This is a genomic window from Pseudomonas sp. OG7 (genome assembly GCF_014192825.1).
Taxonomy (GTDB): domain Bacteria; phylum Pseudomonadota; class Gammaproteobacteria; order Pseudomonadales; family Pseudomonadaceae; genus Aquipseudomonas; species Aquipseudomonas monteilii.
Genome location: NZ_JACHYK010000010.1, coordinates 238,650 through 261,866, shown reverse-complemented (window position 1 = coordinate 261,866; position 23,217 = coordinate 238,650). Strand labels below are relative to the sequence as shown.

Annotated in this window: 25 protein-coding genes and 3 pseudogenes; 10 read left to right on the top strand and 18 right to left on the bottom strand. The window is 60.6% G+C overall.

Annotation, left to right across the window (positions count from 1 at the left end; all coding sequences use genetic code 11):
• Positions 1-69 precede the first annotated feature (69 nt).
• A pseudogene (locus FHW75_RS23715) lies at positions 70-951 on the top strand (transposase); the annotation flags it as partial.
• A 62-nt stretch (positions 952-1,013) separates the two neighbouring features.
• Positions 1,014-1,738 (top strand): annotated as a pseudogene (locus FHW75_RS23710) (IS3 family transposase); the annotation flags it as partial.
• 760 nt (positions 1,739-2,498) lie between these two features.
• On the opposite strand, the gene FHW75_RS23705 reads toward FHW75_RS23710, so the two are convergent.
• Entirely contained in the window at positions 2,499-3,065 is a 567-nt protein-coding gene (locus FHW75_RS23705; protein WP_183674768.1) for a hypothetical protein, read from the bottom strand.
• Between the two features lie 157 nt (positions 3,066-3,222).
• Here FHW75_RS23705 and FHW75_RS27050 point away from each other — a divergent pair.
• Positions 3,223-3,610, top strand: a pseudogene (locus FHW75_RS27050) (site-specific integrase); the annotation flags it as partial.
• Positions 3,611-3,681: 71 nt separating this feature from the next.
• Here FHW75_RS27050 and FHW75_RS23690 read toward each other — a convergent pair.
• A complete protein-coding gene (locus FHW75_RS23690; protein ID WP_019097372.1) occupies positions 3,682-4,569 on the bottom strand; it encodes a MerR family transcriptional regulator in 888 nt (295 codons plus the stop codon).
• Between the two features lie 154 nt (positions 4,570-4,723).
• On the opposite strand from FHW75_RS23690, the gene FHW75_RS23685 reads away from it, so the two are divergent.
• From FHW75_RS23685 to FHW75_RS23655, 7 genes are all read left to right on the top strand, one after another.
• Positions 4,724-5,170 (top strand): PAS domain S-box protein, encoded by a 447-nt coding sequence (locus tag FHW75_RS23685; RefSeq protein ID WP_019097373.1) that lies wholly within the window; start codon positions 4,724-4,726, stop codon positions 5,168-5,170.
• A 102-nt stretch (positions 5,171-5,272) separates the two neighbouring features.
• On the top strand, positions 5,273-5,695 hold the full coding sequence (locus tag FHW75_RS23680) for a nuclear transport factor 2 family protein (RefSeq protein WP_019097374.1): 423 nt from the start codon (positions 5,273-5,275) through the stop codon (positions 5,693-5,695).
• On the top strand, positions 5,692-6,444 hold the full coding sequence (locus FHW75_RS23675) for an SDR family oxidoreductase (protein WP_019097375.1): 753 nt from the start codon (positions 5,692-5,694) through the stop codon (positions 6,442-6,444). Before FHW75_RS23680 ends, FHW75_RS23675 begins: the two co-directional genes overlap by 4 nt.
• Before the next feature lie 6 nt (positions 6,445-6,450).
• Positions 6,451-7,698: an NAD(P)/FAD-dependent oxidoreductase gene (locus tag FHW75_RS23670; RefSeq protein WP_027615569.1), complete on the top strand. Its 1,248-nt coding sequence runs from the start codon at positions 6,451-6,453 to the stop codon at positions 7,696-7,698.
• The gene (locus FHW75_RS23665; protein ID WP_019097377.1) at positions 7,695-8,504 is read left to right on the top strand and encodes a DUF1365 domain-containing protein; all 810 of its coding nucleotides are present in this window, start codon (positions 7,695-7,697) and stop codon (positions 8,502-8,504) included. Before FHW75_RS23670 ends, FHW75_RS23665 begins: the two co-directional genes overlap by 4 nt.
• Complete coding sequence (locus FHW75_RS23660; protein ID WP_183674765.1) at positions 8,479-9,741, top strand: cyclopropane-fatty-acyl-phospholipid synthase family protein; 1,263 nt, start codon at positions 8,479-8,481, stop codon at positions 9,739-9,741. Before FHW75_RS23665 ends, FHW75_RS23660 begins: the two co-directional genes overlap by 26 nt.
• Entirely contained in the window at positions 9,741-10,229 is a 489-nt protein-coding gene (locus tag FHW75_RS23655; protein WP_019097378.1) for a DUF2878 domain-containing protein, read from the top strand. The genes FHW75_RS23660 and FHW75_RS23655 overlap by 1 nt, the downstream gene beginning before the upstream one ends.
• Here the strand turns inward: FHW75_RS23655 and FHW75_RS23650 are convergent.
• From FHW75_RS23650 to paaX, 16 genes are all read right to left on the bottom strand, one after another.
• On the bottom strand, positions 10,167-10,349 hold the full coding sequence (locus tag FHW75_RS23650) for a DUF2256 domain-containing protein (protein WP_080587356.1): 183 nt from the start codon (positions 10,347-10,349) through the stop codon (positions 10,167-10,169). The two genes, FHW75_RS23655 and FHW75_RS23650, sit on opposite strands and share 63 nt — an antisense overlap.
• On the bottom strand, positions 10,346-11,872 hold the full coding sequence (locus FHW75_RS23645) for a cryptochrome/photolyase family protein (protein WP_019097379.1): 1,527 nt from the start codon (positions 11,870-11,872) through the stop codon (positions 10,346-10,348). Before FHW75_RS23645 ends, FHW75_RS23650 begins: the two co-directional genes overlap by 4 nt.
• 8 nt (positions 11,873-11,880) lie before the next feature.
• Positions 11,881-12,186, bottom strand: coding sequence for a DUF6482 family protein (locus tag FHW75_RS23640; protein ID WP_019097380.1), 306 nt, complete (start codon positions 12,184-12,186; stop codon positions 11,881-11,883).
• A complete protein-coding gene (locus FHW75_RS23635; RefSeq protein WP_024717789.1) occupies positions 12,183-12,719 on the bottom strand; it encodes a DUF3833 domain-containing protein in 537 nt (178 codons plus the stop codon). Before FHW75_RS23635 ends, FHW75_RS23640 begins: the two co-directional genes overlap by 4 nt.
• Positions 12,720-12,721: 2 nt before the next feature.
• Positions 12,722-13,258, bottom strand: coding sequence for a chalcone isomerase family protein (locus FHW75_RS23630; RefSeq protein WP_019097381.1), 537 nt, complete (start codon positions 13,256-13,258; stop codon positions 12,722-12,724).
• Between the two features lie 265 nt (positions 13,259-13,523).
• Positions 13,524-14,888 (bottom strand): ATP-binding protein, encoded by a 1,365-nt coding sequence (locus tag FHW75_RS23625; RefSeq protein WP_183674762.1) that lies wholly within the window; start codon positions 14,886-14,888, stop codon positions 13,524-13,526.
• Complete coding sequence (locus FHW75_RS23620; protein ID WP_019097384.1) at positions 14,885-15,547, bottom strand: response regulator; 663 nt, start codon at positions 15,545-15,547, stop codon at positions 14,885-14,887. Before FHW75_RS23620 ends, FHW75_RS23625 begins: the two co-directional genes overlap by 4 nt.
• Positions 15,548-15,549: 2 nt before the next feature.
• A complete protein-coding gene (locus FHW75_RS23615) occupies positions 15,550-16,191 on the bottom strand; it encodes a tetratricopeptide repeat protein (protein ID WP_019097385.1) in 642 nt (213 codons plus the stop codon).
• Entirely contained in the window at positions 16,188-16,994 is an 807-nt protein-coding gene (locus tag FHW75_RS23610; RefSeq protein ID WP_019097386.1) for an SDR family oxidoreductase, read from the bottom strand. Before FHW75_RS23610 ends, FHW75_RS23615 begins: the two co-directional genes overlap by 4 nt.
• Positions 16,981-17,661 carry a TenA family transcriptional regulator gene (locus FHW75_RS23605; RefSeq protein ID WP_019097387.1) on the bottom strand — a complete coding sequence of 227 codons (681 nt, stop codon included), beginning with the start codon at positions 17,659-17,661 and terminating at the stop codon, positions 16,981-16,983. The genes FHW75_RS23610 and FHW75_RS23605 overlap by 14 nt, the downstream gene beginning before the upstream one ends.
• Positions 17,662-17,669: 8 nt before the next feature.
• On the bottom strand, positions 17,670-19,133 hold the full coding sequence (locus FHW75_RS23600) for an AMP-binding protein (protein ID WP_027609248.1): 1,464 nt from the start codon (positions 19,131-19,133) through the stop codon (positions 17,670-17,672).
• On the bottom strand, positions 19,123-19,800 hold the full coding sequence (locus FHW75_RS23595) for a thermostable hemolysin (RefSeq protein ID WP_019097390.1): 678 nt from the start codon (positions 19,798-19,800) through the stop codon (positions 19,123-19,125). Before FHW75_RS23595 ends, FHW75_RS23600 begins: the two co-directional genes overlap by 11 nt.
• A 349-nt stretch (positions 19,801-20,149) precedes the next feature.
• Positions 20,150-20,848, bottom strand: coding sequence for an anti-sigma factor domain-containing protein (locus FHW75_RS23590; protein ID WP_159266205.1), 699 nt, complete (start codon positions 20,846-20,848; stop codon positions 20,150-20,152).
• Positions 20,845-21,393: a sigma-70 family RNA polymerase sigma factor gene (locus tag FHW75_RS23585; protein ID WP_019097391.1), complete on the bottom strand. Its 549-nt coding sequence runs from the start codon at positions 21,391-21,393 to the stop codon at positions 20,845-20,847. Before FHW75_RS23585 ends, FHW75_RS23590 begins: the two co-directional genes overlap by 4 nt.
• Before the next feature lie 103 nt (positions 21,394-21,496).
• Positions 21,497-22,024: a DUF3455 domain-containing protein gene (locus FHW75_RS23580; RefSeq protein ID WP_019097392.1), complete on the bottom strand. Its 528-nt coding sequence runs from the start codon at positions 22,022-22,024 to the stop codon at positions 21,497-21,499.
• A 217-nt stretch (positions 22,025-22,241) separates the two neighbouring features.
• The gene (gene paaX / locus FHW75_RS23575; RefSeq protein WP_176431016.1) at positions 22,242-23,165 is read right to left on the bottom strand and encodes a phenylacetic acid degradation operon negative regulatory protein PaaX; all 924 of its coding nucleotides are present in this window, start codon (positions 23,163-23,165) and stop codon (positions 22,242-22,244) included.
• Positions 23,166-23,217 lie beyond the last annotated feature (52 nt).

The following is a 23,217-nucleotide window of genomic DNA, read 5'->3' as shown; positions in this document are numbered from 1 at the left end:
TACTGGGCGGATTCAACCGGTCGTCGCAACACCTTGATCGAGGTGTTTATGGGGCGACCCGCAGGATGGATGCAAAAATTGACTGGGCGGGGAGCGATGCGTTCTCCAGGTGCACCCTCACTTCGTAATGAGATCGAACGGCTATTTGGGGTGCAGATTGCAACAGGCATCACAAGCGAAAAGGCAGCACATACCGTTGGCGTATCAACAGCGGTAGGTACACGCTGGTTCCGTCATCGAGGCGGGATGCCATTATTCATGTCGAATCACATATCAGGACGATACTTATCGTTTGCAGAGCGAGAAGAGATTGGGCTGCTTCGAGCGCAAAGTGTTGGCGTTCGTGAGATCGCCCGTCGCCTTGGAAGAAGCCCATCGACAATTTCACGGGAGCTGACACGCAATGCTGCTACCCGTTGCGGTCGGCTTGAATATCGAGCGTCAGTAGCGCAATGGAAGGCAGAACTGGTGGCCAAGAGGCCGAAACCAGCGAAACTGGTCACTAACCCGCGACTGCACCAGTACGTACACGACCGCCTTGAGGGCAAGGTTCAAGACGCCGATGGTCGTGAGATTTCTGGGCCTCGGCAAGCACCCTTCAAGGGCCGAAATAAACCGCATCGCAGTGACCGTAAATGGGTCAATGGCTGGTCGCCTGAACAGATTGCCAACCGGCTCCAGCTCGATTTTCCGGATGATGAATCCATGCGCATTTCTCATGAAGCGATATACCAGGCGCTCTACATTCAGGGTAGAGGAGCTCTCAAGCGCGGACTGGTGAGCTGCCTGCGCTCAGGACGAGCATTGCGCGTGCCGAGAGCCAGAGCGCAGGCCAAAGTGTGGGCACACGTCAGCGAGGACGTCATGATCTCCAGTCGCCCAGCTGAGGTAGAAGATCGGGCTGTGCCCGGGCATTGGGAGGGTGACCTGATCATCGGTCTGAACCGTTCTGAATCGCCCCTGGTTTCGTAGACACCTCCAAGCCTCATAATGAGGCCCAAATAGGAGGTGCCATGAGTCGTCAGCGTTACCCTGAAGAATTCAAAATCGAAGCGGTCAAGCAAGTGACCGAGAAAGGCAAACCTGTCTCCGATGTCGCTCAGCGCTTGGGCATGTCCGTGCACAGCCTTTACGCGTGGATCAAGGTCTACAGCAAGCCCCAAGAGCTGCGCCAGCAAGACGATGATCAGCAGGCTGAACTGCGTAAGCTACGCGCTGAACTCAAACGCGTGACGGAAGAGCGAGACATCTTAAAGAAGGCCGCCGCGTACTTTGCCAAGGAGTGCGGCTGAAGTACGCCTTCATCAATAAGCACTCGACGGATTACCCGGTGCGGCGCCTTTGCCAAACCCTCAAGGTGCATCCCAGCGGCTACTACGCCTGGCTGGCCGAGCCTCAATCTGCCCGAGCAAAAGAAGATCATCGTCTGCTTGGTTTGATCAAACAGGCTTGGCTCGAAAGCGGAGGTGTGTACGGCTATCGCAAAATTCACGATGACCTGCGTGAGCTGGGAGAAACCTGCGGGCGAAATCGGGTGGGGCGCTTGATGCAGGCAGAGGGGCTGCGTTCGCAAACGGGCTATCGCCGTCGTCCTGCGTTTTATGGCGGAAAACCAACAGTGGCCTCGCCTAACCACCTTGCCCGGCAGTTCAAGGTCAGCGAGCCGAACAAGGTCTGGGTGACAGATATCACTTACATCCGCACCTATGAAGGATGGCTTTATCTGGCGGTAGTGCTGCCTCCATTGAGGATTAACGCAGACTTCATCTGCAACAAGGATGAAGCGTTTGCAATAGCTTTTCGATCGCGACATTTCTTTGGGCGGTTGGCGACAAATGCTAAAAAAATTCTCCAAATCTTCAGGGTCTAGGGCTGAAGGTGAAAGGCGGCGTATAAAAAAGCACCAGATCAGCAATTTTTCCAATATTGACGCGAATTCTTTTATGCGCTGATTTGCGTAGGTGTAGCGCTTAAGCGCGATCAGGGCGCGAACGCTGGCATAAGCCTCAGGGGCCTGTATGGAGCTATCCAGGTTCGACAGCGTGTGACGAATTAATGCGCTTTCGTCAGCACTCGATGATGGTGCATCTGATTCGGGATCCCAAGAATTACCAAACAGCGGAATCAAATTCATAGCCTTTCGAGAGAGGTCACCACGAGTGGAGACAAGGCTAATCCAAGAAAGCGTGCTGTCAATTTTGGTAGAAAAAAGCGGTTTTTTTGCCAATCAATTAACGAAAGAAAAAGGCTCAAAAAGGGCCGGTTAAATTTCGCAGAGATCTAGCGCTTGGGATCGGAGGTACACTGTAGGCCGCGGAAGTCGGGGGTGGCTGGCGCTGGGGGATGGGCCGATTAATTTTCAACGCTTACAAGTAAAGATTACCGACGACTACGCGTACGAACATCTCTGACAGAGCACATAATTTAACATAATATGCATTATGAGACACCTTGGATAGAGCTACCAGGGCAAGAAGTGGACAGATTTGAAGCCAGGCTCACGAAGGTTCAGGCTCATTTCCCGCTTTGGACTGGAAATCGGCCGGCGTCATCCCATGGCACACGATGAACACATCGCGGCAGCCTTGCTCGCGGTACCACATCACAACGCGCTCAATCATCTGACCCAAAATGTAGATCAGCATGTCGTCATAACCGCCTGGCGAGCTTGCTTCGTACGGATAGCGAGCGTTTGTGAAGACGTTACGATAACGCTCGATCCATTCTTCCTCCTGGTCGAATAGAAGTCGCGACCGGACATCTGCAGGCACTACGTAAAAAAGCGTGAGTAGATCGTGCTTATCTAGCTTCGGCGCAGCACGACCAGAACGCTTAAGTTCAAGGTGAGCTGCCTTGATCATGCTTGCGTCCAGATCGTAAGTCTCATGAATCTTGCCGTGGTTCCCGTTTGGACGGGCAACGAAGCTTTTAAGCAGGATTTCCATGCCAATTGCCGCATTTAGTTGGGCAATTGCCATCATGTCGTGACCAGTAAGTAGGTGCTTTGCAGCCTCGCAATAGCGGTACGCGCTCTCAACCATCCAGGGTGTCAGATGCGGTTGCATCGAGATTCTCCAAAGAGCAGCGGTCCAGGAATTGAGCTTTCCCTGGTTCAGCGGATGAGCTACCCTGCCCTTATAATATTCGACCAAGGAATAACTAAACTAAATATTCATTTAGTTTAGTTATATGCGTGGCTTGTCAAGAAAGTAACCTTCCCGGATATTGCAAGCCCCCTACGCCGGTAATGAAGCTACCTTCAACTCCTACCGCACGCATGTCGAGCGTTTGCTGCTTGGGTCGCTGCTGGTGGCTGAAAAACCACTGCTGGCCCTGCGGCGCAGCGATGCCGAAGCCGAAGCCTTTGGTGAAGTCACGATTCCTGCGAATCGACGGCCGGATGAAAAGCCGCGACGACATTTACGAGGTCCATCCCGCCTGGCGCCCATTCAGCCAGACCGCGCCTAAGCGTGAGGCGAATCCATTCCGCGCAATCAAACAAAAAGGCGCCTATAAGCAGCCCAACACCCAAGAAGTGGCCGGCCGCGCCCTCGCCCACCTGCAATGGGACTATCTGATCGAGGCGACGGAAGCGTTGGCCGAGGAAGATCTGGTGCCCGGTCGTCGGATTGTCGACAGTGGCGAGGTTCAGACATGACGGTAAAGGGGCAAGCCCTTCGGTCAAACGTCAAGAGCACCGCTGTGCAAGGCATTCAGCATGCGCGGGGCGTCAGCGCCTCCCTCGTCCAGCAGGCATAGCGGAATTCCGTTCAAGGTGGGTTGCGAATCGGCCAGCCCCTCGCCTATCAAGGCCAGCGGGCACGCAATTTCCATCTGCAACGACCGCAAGCGCTTCGCCAAGGTTGGGCTCACCGGTGCGTTGACTTTTATCACCAGTGCCGCAGGCTGCATGGCCGCACACACGATGGGGAGCTCTTCAAGTGGCTGTCCGCAACCGAGCACGTCGATTCGCTGTTGCTCGCTGCTCAAGAGTAGCCCGGCGCACAACACACTGAGTTCGGCTTGCCCCTCGCTACCGGCTAGCAAAACCTGCGGCGCATCGACCTGGTTCACCTGCAGACGCAACAGCAAGCGGGCGCGCAGGAACGTGTCGAGAAACAACCACTGGCTACGCTGGCCTGGCGCTTTGCCTGAAGCCAGGTCATGCCAAACCGGCATCAGCACTTCACGCAGCACGGTGGCCTTCGGCAAGAGAGTGAACAACTGACCATGGATCCCCTCCAGTGCCGGCCCATCGAATGCCTTGGTTGCGCGCACCACGGCCGCGCGCCAGTCGTCAAACGCCGAATGCTGCTGCGCAGACGCCTCAGGCTGCGCCGCGAGCAGATCGCCGACCTTGCTGACGGACAGGCCGTTTGCCGTCCAGCGCAAGATGTCGCGTATGCGCTGGACATCCCCCACCGTGTACAGGCGATGGCCGCCCTCGGTGCGCTGTGGACGTAGCAACCCATGGCGCCGCTCCCAGGCACGTAGGGTCACCGGGTTGATGCCGGTCATGCTGACGACATCGCGCATAGGTAGCAAATTGGGTGGGGTGGCGTCAGTCATAACGAGGGAATATCCGAGTGGTGAACCATTCTAAACCCATATGCACCTTCTGCGGCGAGCCTCCTTGGTTCATCATGCAACAAACGGCGCCGAAACCTTCTGCACAGAAGCTACGCTGCGCATATCGCATACGAACCGCTGTAGGTGGGCCCCTATGATCAACGCGAAACTCCTGCAACTGATGGTCGAGCATTCGAACGATGGTATCGTCGTCGCCGAGCAGGAAGGTAATGACAGTATCCTTATCTACGTCAACCCCGCCTTCGAGCGCCTGACCGGCTATTGCGCCGACGATATCCTCTATCAGGACTGCCGTTTTCTTCAGGGCGAGGCTCATGACCAGGAGGGCCTGGCAACCATCCGCGATGCGATCCGCAAAGGCCGCCCCTGCCGCCAGGTGCTGCGTAACTACCGCAAGGACGGGAGCCTGTTCTGGAATGAGTTGTCCATCACGCCTGTTAACAACGAAGCGGACCAGCTGACGTACTACATTGGTATTCAGCGCGACGTCACAGCGCAGATATGCGCCGAGGAGAAAGTACGCGAGCTTGAGGCTGAAGTGGCTGAATTACGCTGGCAACTGGGACAGATCGAGCAATGACAAAAATCTATACAAAGTCGTCTTCCTGTATAGATTAATGCTTGGTTTTCAGCTATACCTGTACAACAAACAGATTTTGTACAGGATTGCCTGGAGCCCAGTATGTCAACGTACCTACAGCAATTCGTCGAGCGCTTCACCAGCCTCGATGGGGCTAACCTCGACACGCTGGAAAAACTGTACTGCGAAGATGTCACCTTTCGCGACCCTCTGCATCACATACAAGGGCTGCCTGCCCTGCGCGCCTATTTCGAGCAGTTGTACGCCAACGCCAGGGATATCCGCTATTCCATCACCAGCGCCGACGAGGTAAGGCCCGGTCAAGGCTACCTGCGCTGGACGCTGCAGTTTTGCCACCCACGCTTGGCCCGCGGTCAGCCGATCACGTTGCAAGGGTGTAGTTGCTTGCATTGGCGCGACCGCGTGCATTTTCATCAGGACTATTTCGACGCCGGTGCCCTGCTTTATGAACACCTCCCCCTCATGGGCGGTGCAATCCGCTGGCTCAAAGGCAGGCTGGCATGAGCCGCTGCTGGTTGACCGGCGCAAGCAGCGGTATCGGTGCCGCACTCGCACACATCCTCCTGGAGCAAGGCCACCAGGTTGCCTTGGGCGGGCGCCACGCCGATCGACTTGCTCCTCTGGCCCAAAAGTTTCCCGGGCAGGTAATACTGGTCATTGGCGATCTTGACAAGCCTGAGCAGGTCGCCGGGATCGCCGCACAGATCGAGAAGGCCTGGGGAGGACTGGACATGGCCATTCTCAATGCCGGCACCTGCGAATACCTGGAGCCTGGGCATTTCGATCCAGCGTTGGTCGAGCGTGTAATGCGCACAAACCTGCTGGGTGTCAGCTACTGCCTGGCGGCCGCACTGCCCTTGCTTCGCGCCGGCCAGCGCCCTCACCTGGTGGTGATGGGCAGCTCTGTGACCTGGCTGGCCCTGCCCCGCGCCGGCGCCTACGGCGCGTCCAAAGCCGCAGTGCGCTATCTGGTGGAGTCACAGCGAATAGACCTTGCTCACGAGGGCATCGCAGTCACCCTTGTCAGCCCTGGCTTCGTCGACACGCCACTGACCCGTCGCAACGATTTCCCCATGCCGCAGCTGTGGACGGCGCAGCGCGCAGCGCGGTATATCGCCACGCGCCTGCCCCGGCGCCCCCTGGAAATCAACTTTCCCGGCCTTTTCACCTTGGTGTTGCGCTTGTTAGGGGTGCTACCCGCGCGCCTACGTTTGGCACTTGGCCAACGACTCGCCCGTCATGAACAGGAATGATGATCCATGCGTATCGCAATCATCGGCAGTGGCATCGCGGGGCTGACCTGCGCCCATCTGCTGTCACGCAAGCATGAAGTAACGGTTTTCGAAGCCGAGCAATGGATCGGAGGGCACACGCACACCCTCGATGTGGTCTGGCAGGGCCAGCGCTATGCAATAGATACCGGCTTCATCGTTTTCAACGACTGGACCTACCCCAACTTCATACGCTTGCTCGACCAGCTCAAGGTCACCTCGCAGCCGACTGAAATGAGTTTTTCCGTGCATGATCCGGTCATTGGCTTGGAATACAACGGTCACGATCTGAACACACTGTTTGCCCAACGCCGTAACCTGGTGTCGCCAGGTTTCTGGGGCATGATCCGTGATATTCTGCGCTTCAACCGCCAGGCGCTGGCCGACCTGGACAATCGGCGAATCGATAAAGACACCACCCTGGGCGCCTACCTTCAGACACAGCGCTACGGGCAGCGTTTCATCGACCACTACATCGTGCCGATGGGGTCTGCGATCTGGTCGATGTCCCGCGCCGATATGCTCCATTTCCCCCTTGAGTTCTTCGTCCGTTTCTGTCGCAACCACGGCTTGCTGTCGGTCAACCAGCGTCCACAGTGGCGGGTGGTTCAAGGCGGTTCACGCAGCTATATCGCGCCGCTGTGCAGACCGTTTGCTGAACGCATACGCCTCAAATGCAAGGTATCCCGGGTCAGCCGCGATGACGGAGGCGTGAATCTGGTGAGCGCGGCCGGCCCCGAACGCTTCGACAATGTGGTGTTCGCTTGCCACAGCGACCAGGCTCTGGCGCTATTGGAAACCCCAACCATGCAGGAGCGCGCTGTACTCGGCGCCATCGGCTACGCCAGCAACGATGTGGTGCTGCACACCGATACCCGCCTGCTGCCACGCCGAAAGAGCGCCTGGGCCAGCTGGAACTACCGCCTGGGCGGCCCCTCGCAGGCTCCCGCCGCGCTGACCTACAACATGAACATCCTGCAAGGAATCCAGGCACCGACAACCTTCTGCGTGAGCCTCAACCAGACCGCACTGATAGACCCGGCGCAGGTGATCGCGCGCTTTCAGTATGCCCATCCGCAGTACAGCATCGCCGCGTCCGCCGCACAGGCGTGCCAGGCACAACTGCAGGGCCAGCTTCACAGCTACTTCTGTGGCGCCTACTGGGGCAACGGCTTTCACGAGGACGGGGTGGTCAGCGCCCTGAAGGTGGCTGCACATTTCGGAGAGCAATTGTGAACAGCAGCCTTTGCCTGGGCTGGATCAGCCACCGCAGGCTGAAACCGCACCTGCATGCTTTCCGCTACCGGATCGGCATGTTCTACCTGGACTTGGACGAACAAGCCTGGTTAATGGGCCTGTCACGCTGGCTTGGGCGCTGGCGTATGGCGCCGCTGTGCTGGCGCGAGACCGACTACCTGCCAGCTCAGACCCGCCACGGCGTAACCCTGGCGCAGGCCGCACGCTTGCTGGTGTGTCAGGCCACTGGTCACATGCCCAATGGCCCGGTACGGCTGCTGACGCAACTGCGTTGCTGGGGGCTGTCGTTCAACCCGGTGAGCTTCTATTTCTGCCACGACCGCGACGACTATCTGACGGCAATCCTGATGGAGGTGCGCAACACCCCGTGGCGCGAGCGTTTTCATTACGTACTACCGGTACAGGAAAACCTTGCCAAACCGTTCACCGTGGCCAAGGCCTTCCATGTTTCGCCGTTCATGCCACGGGACATGGACTATCACCTGCGCTTTTCCCTGAGCGCAGACCATGTACGCATACATATGCAGAACTGGCAGGACGGCCACAAGGTGTTCGAGGCCGACCTCGCCCTGCACCGTCAGCCACTGGATGCAACCGCGCTGCGCGGGTATGTCATGACCTTCCCATGGATGAGCCTGCGCACTGTCTCGGCCATCTACTGGCAAGCGCTACGCCTGTTACTCAAACTCACCCCCGTGCATGACCACACCACCAGCCAGAATGACCTGGCGCTGGGCCAACCTTGCGAGGACCCTGATGATGTCGAATCCCACACTGAGCGTTAGCAAGTTCGCAGGCCTTGCACCCTTGCTTGGCGGGCTGGCACGAGGCGCGGTGCTCGCCCAGCTGCGCAAGCTGCGCCACGGCCATCTGCGTCTGCTCAGCCACGGGCAGCAGTGGAGTTTCGGTGATGTCGACAGCCCGTTGCAGGCTGAGGTGGAGATCCTCGATGACGCCTCCTGGAGCCTGATCGTCGGCAATGGCTCGATCGGTGCTGGCGAGGCGTACATCCACGGATATTGGCGAAGCCCCGACCTGGCGCTGGTGACCCGCCTGTTCGTCGCCAACCTTGAAGTGCTCGACGCGCTGGAGGGGGGGCTGGCCCGTTTCGGTCGCCCTGCCCTGCGACTTCTGCACCGGTTCAACCGCAATAACAAACGCGGTGCACGGCGCAATATTCTGGCGCATTACGATCTGGGGAATGCTCTGTTCGAGCGGCTGCTGGACCCCACCATGATGTATTCGGCGGCCCAATTCGAACATCCCGGGCAAACACTGGAGCAAGCCCAGTTGTACAAGCTGGAGCGCATCTGCCAGAAGCTTGAACTGCACCCTGACGATCACCTGCTGGAAATTGGCAGCGGCTGGGGCAGCCTGGCGATCCACGCAGCCACCCGATACGGCTGCAGGGTCACCACCACGACGATCTCCGAGGCGCAGTACAGCCATACCCTGGCGCGCGTTCAGGCCCTCGGGCTGGAGCAGCGCGTCCAGGTACTTCGCGAAGACTATCGCGACCTTCAAGGCACCTTCGACAAACTGGTTTCGATCGAAATGATCGAAGCAGTCGGCCATCGTTACCTGCCCGTGTATTTCCGCCAGTGTGCCTCGCTACTCAAGCCCGACGGCCTGATGCTGCTGCAGGCGATCACCATCCGCGACCAGCGCTACGCCCAGGCGCGGAGCTCGGTCGACTTCATCCAGCGCTACATTTTCCCCGGTGGCGCCCTGCCTTCGCTGAGCGTATTGCTCGACACCGCCAGCCGGCATACCGCACTCAACCTCGTGCACATGGAAGACTTCGGCCGGGACTATGCCCGCACCCTGCAGCACTGGCGTGAAAACCTGCGCCAGGCGCGCACAGCACTGACGGACCTGGGCTACGACGACATGTTCCAGCGCCTGTGGGAGTTTTACCTGTGTTACTGCCAGGGCGGTTTCGAGGAGCGCACCATCGGCGTTGCGCACCTGCTGTGGGCAGCGCCACTGGCACGGCGCGCCCCATTACCTTACGGTACCTGATGCCCGGGCGGTGGCTGGTCGCCAATGCCCTCTGGTTACAGGCTGGCTGGTGGATCTGCGTGCTGGGCGCAGAGCGCCCTTGGCTACTGCTGCTGGTGATTGTAGGTGTGGTGGTGCACCTGCGCCTGTGTCCGGATGTTAACGCCGAGGTCAAGGCGCTGTTGCGCGTCACCTTGGCCGGGTGTGTGCTCGATAGTTCGCTGGGGGCACTGGGCATGTTCGGTTTCGACGCCTGGCCGCTGCCCCTGTGGCTGGCGCTGCTGTGGGTGGTGCTGGCCAGCGGCATGCGCCACAGCCTGGCATGGGCCGGCAGGCAATGGCAGCTCGGTGCGCTGCTTGGCGCAGTGGGTGGCCCCTTAGCCTATGTAGGCGGCGCGAGGTTTGCGGATGTCGCCCTGCCGCTTGGCGCGCTGCAAACCGGCCTGCTACTGATGCCGATTTGGGCCTTGGCCCTGCCACTGCTCGCGCGCCTCGCGGCGCGGCGCTGACCGGCGGCATCGCTCGGAGCAATAGCGCACCTGCTCCCAACAGCGGGCCCAGCGCTTCCGCCAGTTGAACGGCCGACCACACACCACGCAGACCTTGCTGGGCAAAAGGCTCTTTTTCATAACGCCTGCTGCGCATCCAGCTGCGCCAACAGTGCCTGGCCACGCTGCCACACGGCGTCGCGGCGGCTAGCCGTCATGCCATCAAGGCTGCGATAGACCAGAGCTAAACGCGGGTTCGTCGATAGCAGGGGGCGATGGCGGATGAGAAAATGCCAGTACAGGGCATTGAACGGGCAGCCATCGTCCTCGATCACATGATCGACCTTGTAACTGCAAGCCTTGCAATGATCGGACATGCGCTGGATGTAACGACCACTAGCGCAGTATGGCTTGGACCCCAGGTAGCCGCCGTCGGCGTGCATCACCATGCCAAGCGTGTTCGGCAGCTCGACCCAGTCGAAGGCATCCATATAGACCGCCAGGTACCATTCGCAAATCGCGGTGGGCACGATTCCGGCCAGCAAGGCGAAGTTGCCGGTCACCATCAGCCGCTGGATATGGTGCGCGTAGCCCAACCGCAGGGTCTGCCCGATGGCTTGCTCCATGCAGCGCATGCGGGTGCGCCCGGTCCAATAGAATTCAGGTAACGCTCGGTCGTTGCCTAGGTGATTGAGCCCGGCATACTCCGGCATGCGCAGCCAGTAGATGCCGCGCACATACTCTCGCCAGCCGATCAACTGGCGAATGAAGCCTTCAGCTGCATTAAGCGGTACCCGCCCCTCTCGCCAGGCCTTGTCGACCTCCTCACACAAACCTCTGACATCCAGAAGCCCGATATTGAGCGCCGCACTGATGCGCGCATGGAAAAGGTACGGCTCGCCTTCGGCCATCGCGTCCTGGTAGTCGCCAAAAGCCGCCAGGCCAAAATCCAGAAAATGCTGCCACAGCTGCTGTGCCTCGGCATGGGTCACAGGGTAGTCGAAGCCGTCGATGTCCCCGTAGTGGTCGCTGAAGCGCCGACGTACCAGGGCGACCACCGCTGCCGTGATCCCGTCCTGCGCGAAATGCGCAGCGAACGGCCCACGCAAGTGGCGAGGTAATGACTTACGGTTATCACCATCAAAATTCCAGGCCCCGCCTGCCGGACTGCCGTCGGGCTCCAAAAGCAGGCCGGTTCGTTTGCGCATGCCACGGTAGAAGTGCTCCATACGCAGCTGGCTACGCTCATGGGCCCAGCGCGCGAAGGCTTCGCGAGAGCACAGAAAACGCGTGTCGCGATGCCACACGAGGGGCAATGCGGTATCCCGCAAAGCCTGCTCCAGGCGCCACTCTCCGCACTCGGTCAGGTGAATGTGCGTGGCGCCCAGGGCGTGTTGCCAGCGATGCACTTCGCCAACGATGCTGCCGCTGTTGCCGTCAGCATCGAGCTCGACATAATGCACCTGCCAACCCCGCTCACGCAGGGCCTGGGCAAAGTGACGCATGGCGCTGAAGATGAGAACGATCTTGAGCGGATGATGCGGCACGTAGCGGGCCTCACCCTCCACTTCCGCCATCAGAACAGCATCGCGGGCGGGGTCAAGGGCAGCCAGGCTCGCCAGGTCGAACGACAGTTGGTCACCCAGTACAAGGCCAAGGCGCATCGTTCAGGCTACCACTGACTAGTGAGCGTTACAGGCACGCGCAGCGGCGCAACGGGGCCGTCACGTTGCCCGCACATCTCATCATGTACCACCTGCTGTACCAGCATGCAGGGCACGGGTGGCAGGTCGGCCAACAGCTGCCGCAGCTCGGTAGTGGAGCGCACGCGAACGGGCTGCCCATGGGCATCGCTCAATGTCACGGGGCCGGCGTCGGTCAAGGCGCGCAGGAGGTAGAAGCCGCCCTCCAGCGACAGCAGTTCAAGTTCCTTTGCTTCGCCGGTCGAGACCAGCTGGGTAAGCGCGATCAGGTTCATGGTGTGCCCTCTGGCAGGCGGCGGAAGAACAGGGTGATCTGGCCAATCTCAACGCCCAGCTTACTCATGCTCGAACGGTTGATCAGGGTGTCGTCATCCATGAGGTACATCCAGTCGTCCAGGTCTACCTGCCAGTGCCGCCCGTCAACCGGCAGGTCCAGCTGGTAACGCCATCGCAGCGCGTTACCCGCGACTTCGCCGCGCGCTTCGCCGATCACGTCCCCCGCGGTACCGCGCCAGCGGCCAGGGCCGTCCGGCACCAGTGTCCAGGTACGCTGCTGGCGAGTGCCATCGCTGTACAGAAAATGTTCGTCGAGGATCAACCGCTCACCTTCGCGGCGGCTGTCGATACGCACGTGGAAGCGCTTGACCACTTCCCCTGAACGCTTCTGGAACATCCCCCAAGCCTGCACCGGTCGCGAAAAAAATGCAGCCAGGTCCAATTTCGGCTGCTCCTGGGCATAGTGCTCGACACCGACATTGCCACAGCTGCCCAGAAGCAGGCAGGAAACCAGCAACAGTACTTTGTACATGTTCATGTTCCTCGATCGTTGCCAGCCAGCCCAAGCAGGCGCTGACGCAGCTGTGTATCCCTGGCTCGGGGGTCGAGCCAGATGGCAAAGAACGCCCTGGCAAAGGTTGGGTCGGCGATTTCGCGGCTGAGTTTACCGTCGACGTAAAAGCGGCAGCCCTGCCCCGGCAGGTACAAGCCAGTAATGCGCATGCCGGGGCGTACGTCCACGAATGCCTGTTCAATCGCATGGGCCCACGCCGTGTGTTGTTGCGGCGTTATACTGCGGGCGTTGAGACGGTGCATTTCCTTGAGGCTGGCCTGTACCAAGGTTTCCCTGGACAGCGATCGGTGGTAGAGGAGCTCAAGGGCGAAAGGCTGGTTCCAGTCATGAACTGGCCCTGTTGTCCATAATTGGGCTGTGTAAAGACGCAGGCCAAACCAAGTGAACTCACCGCCCCCCAGCCGTTGCGCCCCAGGCAGCTCCGCTCGCCAGCCCGCCACCGCCGAAAAGGCAGCCAGTAGCAGACAAAGCAAGGTCCAACGAGCACGGTGTGCCATACTGACCTCCAGCACGCCCAAATACTGTACAATAATAGCACTGTGTACAGATATTTAATTGCCTTGCATAGATTTGAATACGACAGGAACAGCAGGGCGTAGCGGCCATCCTGCTCGAAATGCGCGCGAAGCCCTTCGAGCTCGTCGCCTTGATGGCCCTGATGTTCTGGAAGTGGCCTGAAGGGTTGGCTGTCCTGAGCTGCGGCGTGCTCGGTTGGCTGCTGAGCAGCACCTTCTAGAGGGCTTTGAGGCAGTATCGGGCAGTTCACTGCAAGGGAAGCGACACGATGGCAGCAAGTCCACCATTGGCCCTGTTTTCCAAGCGCACCTGGCCCCCCAGCCGATCGACAATAGTGGCCACGATGGATAACCCCAGCCCTGCGCCATTGGGGCTATTGCGGCTATAGAAACGCTCGAATACCCGCACAAGATTCGCATCGTCTATACCTGGGCCTTCATCTTCGACAACCAGTTCGAAGCGATTGGCCAGGCGCCTCAGTGATACAGTGATGCGCCCGCCAGGCGGTGAATGCTCCACCGCATTGGAAACCAGGTTCTGCAAGGCGATGCCCAACGCTCCGGCATCGATCATCAGGCCATGGTCACCTTCGCTGAGATCCAGCGAGGGCTCAAGGCCGCGATCCAGTATCCAGGGGGTGAGATCCACCAGCACATCGGTGACCACTTCGCCCAGGTCGACACGGGTGGTGGCGCGCTGGCCAAGGCGCGGCTCGACCCGGGCGAGGGTCAGCAACTGGTTGACCACCCGGGTCAGCCGGTCCACGCCGCCAATCAGAAAACCCAGGGCTTTCTGGCGCTCGGCATCGGTACTGGCGGCCTGTGCGTTCTGCGCATGCAGACGCAGGATCGCCAGCGGTGTGCGCATCTCATGGGCGGCGTCGGCAATGAAGCGATGCTCACGCCGCAGCAGATCATCGATCTGCGCCAGCAGGCGGTTGATGGCGGCTTGCATAGGCTCAAGCTCGGTCGGCAACGGCACCAGTTGCAGGGGTTCGAGGGAGTCGGCATGGCGCCCACGAATCACATCGGCCATGTTCTGCAACGGGCGCAACCCCCAGCCGATGGCCGCCCAGACCAACAGCGCCAGGCCCAGGCTGCCGAGCAGGAACGGGAAAAGGGTATGGCGTACGATGCGGTCGATCAGGTCGTAACGCACATCGTCGCGCTCACCCACCCAGATTACCCACTGTTTTTCGGGCACCGGTAATACAAAGCCGCGCCACTGTTCGCCACCACTGTCAAAATCGTAGAAGCCCGCCGCCGCAGGCGGTGCGTCGAGCGTCGGTGCACTGGGGGTGTGCACCAGCAACCGTGCTCCCTCACCCCACACCTGGAATGCCAGCTTGCTCTCATAGGGGTGGCCCACGCGGTGGCGCCCGGCCTTGCCCAGCGCCTCGTTAAATGCCTGATACAGCTTGTCGCGGTTGCCATCCTGCACCGGCAGGTTCATCACCCCCTGCAACAGCCGGGCATTCTGAGCCATGTGAGCATCGTAGACTTCATTGATCTCGCGTCGGCTGTCGTGATAGTTGTACAACGCCAACAAGCCGGTGCCGAGCAGCATCAGCGCCATCACCCGCCACAATGTGCGCTGGCGCAACGAACTCACAGCTTGGCCTCGACCAGATAACCGATACCGCGCACCGTGCGGATCAGGCCGTTGAACAGTTTCTTGCGCAAGTGATAGATGTTCACCTCCAGCGTGTTGCTCTCAGGCTCCTCGTCCCAGCCATACAGCAGCTGGGTCAACCGCTCACGGGTGAACACCTTGCCCGGTTGCGCCAGCAATTCGTGCAGCAGGCGATACTCCTTGGGCGTCAGTATCACAGGCACGCCGTTGTAGCACACCTGCTGGGTAGCAGGGTCCAGGCTTACACCGGCGTGCTCGATCACCACCTTGGCCCGCCCGGCGCTGCGCCTGAGCAAGGCGCGCAGGCGGGCCTTGAGCTCATTGAGGTCGAAAGGTTTGACCAGGTAGTCGTCGGCACCGGCATCCAGGCCAGAAATACGGTCCTCGGTCGCATCGCGCGCGGTGAGGATCAGTACCGGCAAGCTGTTGCCCCCTGCCCTCACCCGTCGCAGCAGCTCGATGCCGTCCAACCGCGGCAGCCCGAGGTCGAGGATCACCAGGTCGAATACTTCGTGTTGCAGGGCATGCAGCCCGCTCAGGCCATCGCGCAGCCAGTCGAGGGTGTAGCCCTCTTGGCGCAACCCGTCGCAGATCCCCTCGCCCAAGGCGGTATCATCCTCAACCAGCAGCAGCCGCATGTTCAGTCCTGTTTGTCCTTGATGGCCTTGAGTAAAGCATCGATATCGCCACGCCGGCCCTGATCGGCCAGTTCGCGGCCTGGCCGTGGCGGCGCCTGGCGTGCTTTTTCCAGGGCAGCGGTGGCTTCAGCGTAGCGTTTCTGCCGGAAGAGATGATCGGCCCAGAAGTAATTGCTGTCGATACCATTGGGGTTTATTTGCAACGCCTTGCGCAACAAGGCGTCAGCTTTGTCGCTGTCGCCAAAACCGATGGGCCAGCCGGGTACCTGGTCGTACAAGGTCCCCAGGCTGGTGTAAGCGGACCCTTGCAAGGCGGTGGGGTCCATTTCCATCGCCTGTTCCAGGCTCGCCTTGGCCGACTTGACCTTACCCAGCGCCCCCAGGCCGCCTGTGGCACCCGCCCAACTGCTGTTGATGATGCCCTCCCAGATCAAGGGTTCGGCCGAGCCCGGGTGCTGATGGACCAGCGTAGAAGCATCAGCTGCGAGTTTCTCGAACGCATCGGCGCGTTTGTCTTTAGGCGTCTGGTACTGGATCTGCGCCCAGCGCTGCTGCAAGTTAGCCAATTGTTGGCTGCCGGCCTGGTCCAGCGCCCAGGTGAGCGGTGCGAACGCAAGCAGGCTAGCGATGAACAGACGTTTCATTTGATCGACTCCTTGGAATGGCTAGCGAGGTAACGACGGATCAACGGCAATTGCTTGCGCAGTGCACGGTCGACCACGCCGGGCAACATGCCGTTGATGCGCACGAAGAGCTTTTCTGGCCAGCCCAGGTAAAGCTCGCTGCGTTCTGACTGCACGGCCTTGAGCACAGCACGGGCCACGTCTGCCGGGTCGTCCATGCCAACCTTCAGCGCCTCGTTGAGCGCCGTGGCAGCGCTGCTGTTCATTGCGGTGCGGGTCGCCCGGGGTGCGGCGTACATGACATTAATCGAGGTATCGGCCAGCTCGCGGCGCAGCGCCTCCGAGAAGCCGCGCAGGGCAAACTTGCTGGCGCAGTAGGTGGCATAGCCGGGGTAGCCGATCGAGCCGTAGGTGGAGCCGACGTTGACCACCAGTGCTCTGGGTTGTGCGCGCAGCAGCGGCAGACACACACGCGTCAGTTGCAGGGCGGCTTTGAGGTTAATGTCCAGCAACTCGTTCAGCGCCAGCTCGTCGACCTGGTCGAACAGGGCAAAACGGTTCACGCCCGCGGCATTGATCAGGACGTTGACCCCGCCCATCTCCCGGGCACGGGCAAGCACCTGCTCACGCCCCTCATGGCTGCGCAGATCGGCCGACTGCCAGAGCAGCCTGTCGTGATAACGGTTCATCAAACCGGCGAGCTTGCCCATCTGCCGGCTCACCGCCAGTACCCGGGCACCGGCTGCACACAACTGTTCGGCCAGCTCCAGGCCGATGCCTCCGCTGGCGCCGGTGAGTATGACTACACACTCAGACAAGCGCATGACGCACCTCTTGCAGGCCCGCACGCGGCAGCCCCTGGAACATGTCGGTATACAGCCGGTAAACCACTTTGGCCGCATGGATCACAGCCCGCTGGTCGTCAGCATCATCAAGGCGGTCCATCAACTGCCGGTAGGTGACCATGTGGTCTTGGTCCAGCGCGCCATGGGAGCTGAGGTAGCTGAAGGCCCTGTCGGGCAACGCCAGCGTGCGCTGGATTGTGCCGGCGGCCTGGGTGGCCAGGGCAATGCTGGTGCCTTCGAGCACATTGACCATGCCAAACAGCCCGACCGGGTTGCCACGGGCAATCAAGTCGTAAAGGTAAGCGACCATCAGCTCGATCGGCAGCGCCGGGCGACCGTCACGCACCGCCTCCCAATCGGCACCACAGGCATTGATGTCATTGAGGATCCACTGCTCGTGGCCGTACTCCTCCTCGATGTATTCACACACGGCGCCGCGCAGCCATTCCAGGCGCGAAGGCAGGCGCGCCCCGCACGCCATCATCAGCGGCACGGTATGGCGTACATGGTGGTATGCCTGAGTCAGGAAGGCCACATAGCTGTCGATGCTGACGTGCCCCGCCAGCGCATCGCGTATAACCGGCACGGCAAATAGGGCCTGACGCTCCTGGGTGGTTTGCATTTGCAGGGTATCGAAAAAGGACATGGCAGACCTCACAAAGGGATGTCGGATAACAGGGAGTGGTAACGCCGCAGGATGGCCTCGCGGCGCGGGCGGCCATTGGCGGTCAGTGTGTCTTCGGTACTGGACAGGGGGCACGGCAGGCGACGCCAGGCATGGACCCTGGCGTAGTCCGGCAGCAAGGCATTGCACTGCTGCACAGCCTGGTCGATGAGGGTGTCGGGGGTAGCGGGGTCCAGCGGCCAGAGCAATGCCAGGTTCTTTGGCAGGGCCTCGCCATGTACGAACGCCTGGGCGATCACGCCGCTCTGGGTCAGTTCGGCCTCCACCCATTCCGGGTTGACGTTGCGCCCGAAGCTGGTGATGAACTGGTGTTTCTTGCGACCATCGAGGTACAGGTAGCCCTCCTCGTCGAAATGGCCTAGGTCGCCGGTGGCCCACCAGCTATCGCAGACGGGTGGTTCCTCCAGATAGCCGAGCAGCACCGAGCCCGCCACCAATACCTCCCCGTCCTCGGCGATCCGCACCTGCACATGGGGCAGCGGCTTGCCGACACTGCCGCGGCGGGTTGCGCCCGGCCGGTTCAAGGCCACCACTGAAGCGCACTCAGACAAGCCATAGCCCTCGAACACCGGCAGGCCGATCGCTTCGGCGCGGGCCAGCAAGCTGGGTGCCACACGGGCACCGCCGACCGCAACGAACCGTAGCGCCCCCACCCGCATCAGCCCACGCTCGATAGCAGTGATCAGCCCCATCAACAGCTGCGGCACCAGAATCAGGCTCTGCGCGCCGCTCAGGGCGATGGCCCCCAGCAAGCGCTTGAAATCGACCTGGCTTGCACCGCCCATGCCCAGTTGCGCCTGGGGGTAAAGCAGCACACTCGCCCCGGCCATCAATGCGGCGTAGACACCAAGGTTTTCCAGCAGCACGCCCAGCGGCAGCACCGCCAAGTAACGCTGAGGTTCACTGGGCCGGCTGGCCACCTCCAGTTCCCGGGCGACACGCAACAGGGCCGCTGCAGAAAGGCACACGCCTTTGGGCTTGCCCGTGCTGCCGGAGGTGTAGGTGATCTTGGCGGTACCTTCAGGCAGCGCTGCAGCGGGCTCTGCCTCGCGAACCCAGAACACGTCCTGCTGAACGAACCCCAGTTCGGCGAGCGTACCGTGCCATTGCGGGTCGCACAGCACATGGCTGGCGCCACTCTGCTCGATGCAATGGCTGAACTGGGCAACACTGAAGAACGACGGCACGATTACACAAGGACGCTCGGCAAACAGCGCCGCCAAATCCCAGAACACCAACTGCGGGCTGCTATCCAGCGCCAGTACCAGAGGGCCTGGCGAACACGTACGCAAGCCGTGGGTGCGCAACCCCACCTCTGCCAGTAGCTGCCTGTAGGTGAAGCGCTCAGTCGCCCCTTGCACGGCAATGGCGTCACCGTGATCACGGGAAAACGTGACCAGCAGTTGATGGAAGCGCGCCAGTTCATGCGGCATGACCAGTCTCCTGGAAGGCGGTTGGCAACCCTAGGCGCTGGAACACCCCAGCCTTGCTCAAGGCATCGAAGCCATGACCAATGCTGCCGGCAAAGACTTGCGGATGCTGAGCGTAGTAGGTACCCCATTGGTCCACCTGCCCATTCAGCCGAGCCGGGTCGGCCGCCGCCAGTACCGATGGCACCAACCCCAGGCGCTGGAAGCTGTTGATCAGTGTCGTCGCGCCGGTGAATGCCACCCACTTCAGGCCCCGTGTAGCCAATAGCCAGGTCACCGCTATGATCATGATTCGCGCGCTACCGGCACTGAGCGAGGCCAGGTTGCCGACTTCGACCATGCACTCACGCTCAATGGGGTAGCCCGCTACGCGTGAAACTGCAGCTTCCAGCGGCTCATCCAGGTAGTGTTCGAGAAACAGCGGCCCGCTGCTGGCCGGGCGCAAGCCTGCGGCAGCAATCAGCCGACCATGGCTGTCATGCAGCGCCAGCAGTTCTGGCAGGTAATGCTGCACATCAGCGTGGTGCACGCTGGCAAAACACTGATGAATGAAGTGCTCCAGCTCATCGCGGCCAGGGTCCTTGTGCAGATGCAGCGACAAGTGGGCCTGATGGTCGACGTGGCTGCCGATAGGCAATGGGAGCAGGCCGCTCCACTGAGACTGGGTCATGAAACTCCCCCCGTTGGCTTGATGGGGGGAGTATCAGTGGTCAATCTGAAGGGAATCTGAAGTCACCGATTCGACCTTGGTCGCAGGGCGCGTGCTGATCGTTGGAGACAGCAGTCAGCGCGATAAGAGCGGCCTTTCCTTGGTCACAATGGGGTCAGCATTGCTGCTTTATAATCAGTCGGAACGCTCCGAATGTTGAGGTCCAGACGTCGATAGCGCATAAACAGGCTTATACGCGAATGCGCCTGGGCAAGAATGCGTATTGGACGGGGAGCAAAATTCCCCTGCTTGGGAGCTATCGCCAAAGGCTGCTATCGACCCATAGCGGTCAGTGGTTGCAGACCTTTGGTCAGATCACTTTTACCGCGCGGCCAATGAACTTCACTGGGCCCGTAGGCAGCCCGGTAGGCGAACCGCCAGATTTCTCCAGTGTCAGTTCGAACAATTGGTTGGCCTCTAGCGGTGGCAGGCTCTGTAGCGGAACACGATAGGGCTCCCCGGGTTTGACTAGGCCCAGTGAAACCGGTGCTTGCCATTGTTCGCCCTTGGTCCAGAACTGAAGGGCCATGCCTTCGGGGACAGCATCCTGGCCAAGCGGGATCAGCTCTATCATGCGGCTATCGCTGGTCTGCACCACCCAGCCGGCAGTTTGGCTGTTCGGCGCCACCAATACCACCACGAATTGGGTGGTCGGCGGGGGCGCAGTAAGCAATTTAAACGCCAGGACCGCGCTTGCAGCCAGCCCCGCAGCACTCAGCCCATGCCACAGGCCGAGGCGTCGCCACCATTTAACTTGCTGTTGTGTGGCAGGTGCGGCCATTTCATTCAGGCTGCGCTGGATGCGGCCCCACAGGCGTGCGCTTGGAGGTTGCGGCGCCGCCAGCGCGGTCAGCTCCAGCAAACGTGCTTCCCAGGCATTCACTGCGGCGCGCAAAGCCGTGTCGTTGACTAGACGCTCGGCCACTGTGGCGTGTTGCTGTGGCGACAGGGTTCCCAGCACGAACTCGCCGGCGAGGCTGTCCAGTTCCTCGGCAGTATCCGGCTTCATTCCAGGCATTCCCGCAATGCCTTGAGGCTGCGCTTGATCCAGGCTTTGACGGTGCCCAATGGCGCTCCCAGCAGCCCGGCGATTTCGGCGTGGCTGCAGCCGTCCACATAAGCGTGCAGGATGCAACGCTGTGGTGCAGGCTGCAGTTTTTCAAGGCAACGGTAGATCTTCGCCGACCCTGACCAGAGGTCAACGTCATCGAATCCCCCGTGCAATGTGGGCGTCGTATCCATATCGGCTTCGTCCAGCACGGTTTCACGGCGTGAATCGCGGATCGAATTCAGTGCCAGGTGTCGGGTGATGCTGTAGATCCAGCCGCGCGCAGAGCCGCGTGCGGGGTCGAAGCTGGCGGAGCGGGTCCAGATACGGATAAAGGCATCGTGGACGATGTCTTCTGCGCTGGCGTCGTCACGCGCGATGCGCCGGGCAACGCCCAGCAGGCGCGCGCCTTCGTGGTCGTAAAGTGCCTGCAGGGCACGCCGGTCACCCTGTGCGCAGGCCTCTAGGCAGCGGTGGAAGTCGAAGGGGGCGACAGGCGAGTTCAACGTGTGCAGCTTCCTTGTGTCATGCAAGGTACCCCGGCCATCCAGCCGGGGGCTTGCCAACGAGCATAGATGAACGATTGCAAGGCGTCTGCTCAAGTGCGTCTTAATTGGCTGTCCAGAACACATAGTCGGCCTGGTACATGACGACCTGCCTAGCACCTTTGTTCTGCGCCGTACAGTCACTTGCCGGCGCCACGCCGCCGCGGGTGGCCAGGCGCTGGATGTAGCTGACGCCCTGCATGGCGCCTTTGCCTTCGGCCAGGTTGGCCTTGACCAGTTGATAAGGTATAGCGCCCTTGTCTGCAGGTGCCACCGCCACCTGGGTGCCGGTGACTTTTGATCCGTCCTTGGCCTGCCAGGTGGCGGGTGGGCCGAAGTAGTCGCCCACCTGTCTGCCGGCACGGTCATTGAGCGCGGCCTTGGGGCCTACGAAGGTCCATTCGGTCTGGCCAGGGGTGTTGGCCTTGTCGCGGCACTCGTAGGTGATCTCGCCGACGCCGACGGTCTCGAGCAAGACGCGATGACCATCGGGGACCTTGACCGCATCTGGCAGCGCGGTTTGGGCGTGAGCGGGTTGCAGCGCCAGGGCGAGGCAGCAGGCGAGCAGGCAGACGGAGGGTTTGAGGCTCATGGGTAGTGCTCCTGACAGGTCATTTGGCTGGGCAGTCACAGGCCGCCCATAAGCAATACCCGCCAACGGCCGGACTGGATGCACTGAATGGGTAAGAAACGGGTTTCGCCCATCAGCACCGACAGCTAACGACCCCTCTGGATACAGATGAGTGATCTCATCTTTATTCATTTAGCGTAGTTATATAAAAGGACGGATAACTGGCCACTCTTTGCCCTTACGCCAATCCACCAAACCGCTTGTAGAAGCTCTCGTTAACATCGGGCAATGGACCGTCAGCCGTCTCCAGTGCTGCGTTCAGCCATTCCTCTGCCCTGGCAAACACCAACCGATAGAGGTTACGGCACAGCTGTCGTGCGGCCCTTCCCTCCCAGTCCCCTGGTAGTAACTCCTCTGGCAGTTGCGGGTCGCGTAACAGCAAGCGGCGGTACTCGTGAATCAGCAGCGTGCGTGCCAGGAAGCAATCTTGCGCATCAAGCACCGTCTGCTCTTTCAGCCCCTGCCACAGCGGTCTGAACAGCTGGATGAACTCGCTGTACTGCTGTCCCAGCTCGTCGATACGCCAGCTCTCCCGCACCTGGGCGCGCATGGCTTTTGACGCAAGTACTTCCTGTGTGTGGGTTTCAAAGACGATGCTGTCGTCGCTGGCTTCAAGTTCGCGCAACGTGGCAGCCAGGTCTGCACGGTCTGCCCGCGGGCAACCCAACAGGTTCGGCGCCATTACACCAAACCCCTGCCACTCCAGCTCTTCACGCAAGGCCTTGCGTTTCCCTGCCTCCAGTTGCGACAGCAGCACCAGCGTCCACGCCCCGTCCCAAGCGGGTTGGCTTGGGCTGTAGACGCGTTTGAAGGCTTTCTCGAAGCGCCTTCGGCCCGTGCCCGTCAGGCTGTAGTAACTGCGCCTGCCAACCTTTTCAGCCGTGAGCCAGCCTTCTTTGGTCAGGCGAAAGATCGATGTGCGAATCAGCCGTTCATTGATGCCGATTGGCTCCAGCAGGTTGATCAGGCTACCTAGCCAAACGGTACCTCCGTGGGGCTCGATGGCATCGCCGTACAAGGTGATGATCAGGGAGCTGGCGCGGATCGGCGTCTGCTCCTGGAAGCGAGTGATCAAGTTGTTCAGTGGGGCAAGATTGCTCATGGGCGAACTGTGCGCGAATAAAGCACCGACTATACCTGTGCGGCGGGCCGCC

Bases quoted from the DNA above. Each gene is read 5' to 3' on its own strand.
- FHW75_RS23705 (WP_183674768.1), bottom strand. From the start codon at position 3,065: ATGCAACCGCATCTGACACCCTGGATGGTTGAGAGCGCGTACCGCTAT.
- FHW75_RS23690 (WP_019097372.1), bottom strand. From the start codon at position 4,569: ATGACTGACGCCACCCCACCCAATTTGCTACCTATGCGCGATGTCGTC.
- FHW75_RS23685 (WP_019097373.1), top strand. From the start codon at position 4,724: ATGATCAACGCGAAACTCCTGCAACTGATGGTCGAGCATTCGAACGAT.
- FHW75_RS23680 (WP_019097374.1), top strand. From the start codon at position 5,273: ATGTCAACGTACCTACAGCAATTCGTCGAGCGCTTCACCAGCCTCGAT.
- FHW75_RS23675 (WP_019097375.1), top strand. From the start codon at position 5,692: ATGAGCCGCTGCTGGTTGACCGGCGCAAGCAGCGGTATCGGTGCCGCA.
- FHW75_RS23670 (WP_027615569.1), top strand. From the start codon at position 6,451: ATGCGTATCGCAATCATCGGCAGTGGCATCGCGGGGCTGACCTGCGCC.
- FHW75_RS23660 (WP_183674765.1), top strand. From the start codon at position 8,479: ATGTCGAATCCCACACTGAGCGTTAGCAAGTTCGCAGGCCTTGCACCC.
- FHW75_RS23655 (WP_019097378.1), top strand. From the start codon at position 9,741: ATGCCCGGGCGGTGGCTGGTCGCCAATGCCCTCTGGTTACAGGCTGGC.
- FHW75_RS23650 (WP_080587356.1), bottom strand. From the start codon at position 10,349: ATGAAAAAGAGCCTTTTGCCCAGCAAGGTCTGCGTGGTGTGTGGTCGG.
- FHW75_RS23645 (WP_019097379.1), bottom strand. From the start codon at position 11,872: ATGCGCCTTGGCCTTGTACTGGGTGACCAACTGTCGTTCGACCTGGCG.
- FHW75_RS23640 (WP_019097380.1), bottom strand. From the start codon at position 12,186: ATGAACCTGATCGCGCTTACCCAGCTGGTCTCGACCGGCGAAGCAAAG.
- FHW75_RS23635 (WP_024717789.1), bottom strand. From the start codon at position 12,719: ATGTACAAAGTACTGTTGCTGGTTTCCTGCCTGCTTCTGGGCAGCTGT.
- FHW75_RS23630 (WP_019097381.1), bottom strand. From the start codon at position 13,258: ATGGCACACCGTGCTCGTTGGACCTTGCTTTGTCTGCTACTGGCTGCC.
- FHW75_RS23620 (WP_019097384.1), bottom strand. From the start codon at position 15,547: ATGCGGCTGCTGCTGGTTGAGGATGATACCGCCTTGGGCGAGGGGATC.
- FHW75_RS23615 (WP_019097385.1), bottom strand. From the start codon at position 16,191: ATGAAACGTCTGTTCATCGCTAGCCTGCTTGCGTTCGCACCGCTCACC.
- FHW75_RS23610 (WP_019097386.1), bottom strand. From the start codon at position 16,994: ATGCGCTTGTCTGAGTGTGTAGTCATACTCACCGGCGCCAGCGGAGGC.
- FHW75_RS23605 (WP_019097387.1), bottom strand. From the start codon at position 17,661: ATGTCCTTTTTCGATACCCTGCAAATGCAAACCACCCAGGAGCGTCAG.
- FHW75_RS23600 (WP_027609248.1), bottom strand. From the start codon at position 19,133: ATGCCGCATGAACTGGCGCGCTTCCATCAACTGCTGGTCACGTTTTCC.
- FHW75_RS23595 (WP_019097390.1), bottom strand. From the start codon at position 19,800: ATGACCCAGTCTCAGTGGAGCGGCCTGCTCCCATTGCCTATCGGCAGC.
- FHW75_RS23590 (WP_159266205.1), bottom strand. From the start codon at position 20,848: ATGAAGCCGGATACTGCCGAGGAACTGGACAGCCTCGCCGGCGAGTTC.
- FHW75_RS23580 (WP_019097392.1), bottom strand. From the start codon at position 22,024: ATGAGCCTCAAACCCTCCGTCTGCCTGCTCGCCTGCTGCCTCGCCCTG.
- paaX (WP_176431016.1), bottom strand. From the start codon at position 23,165: ATGAGCAATCTTGCCCCACTGAACAACTTGATCACTCGCTTCCAGGAG.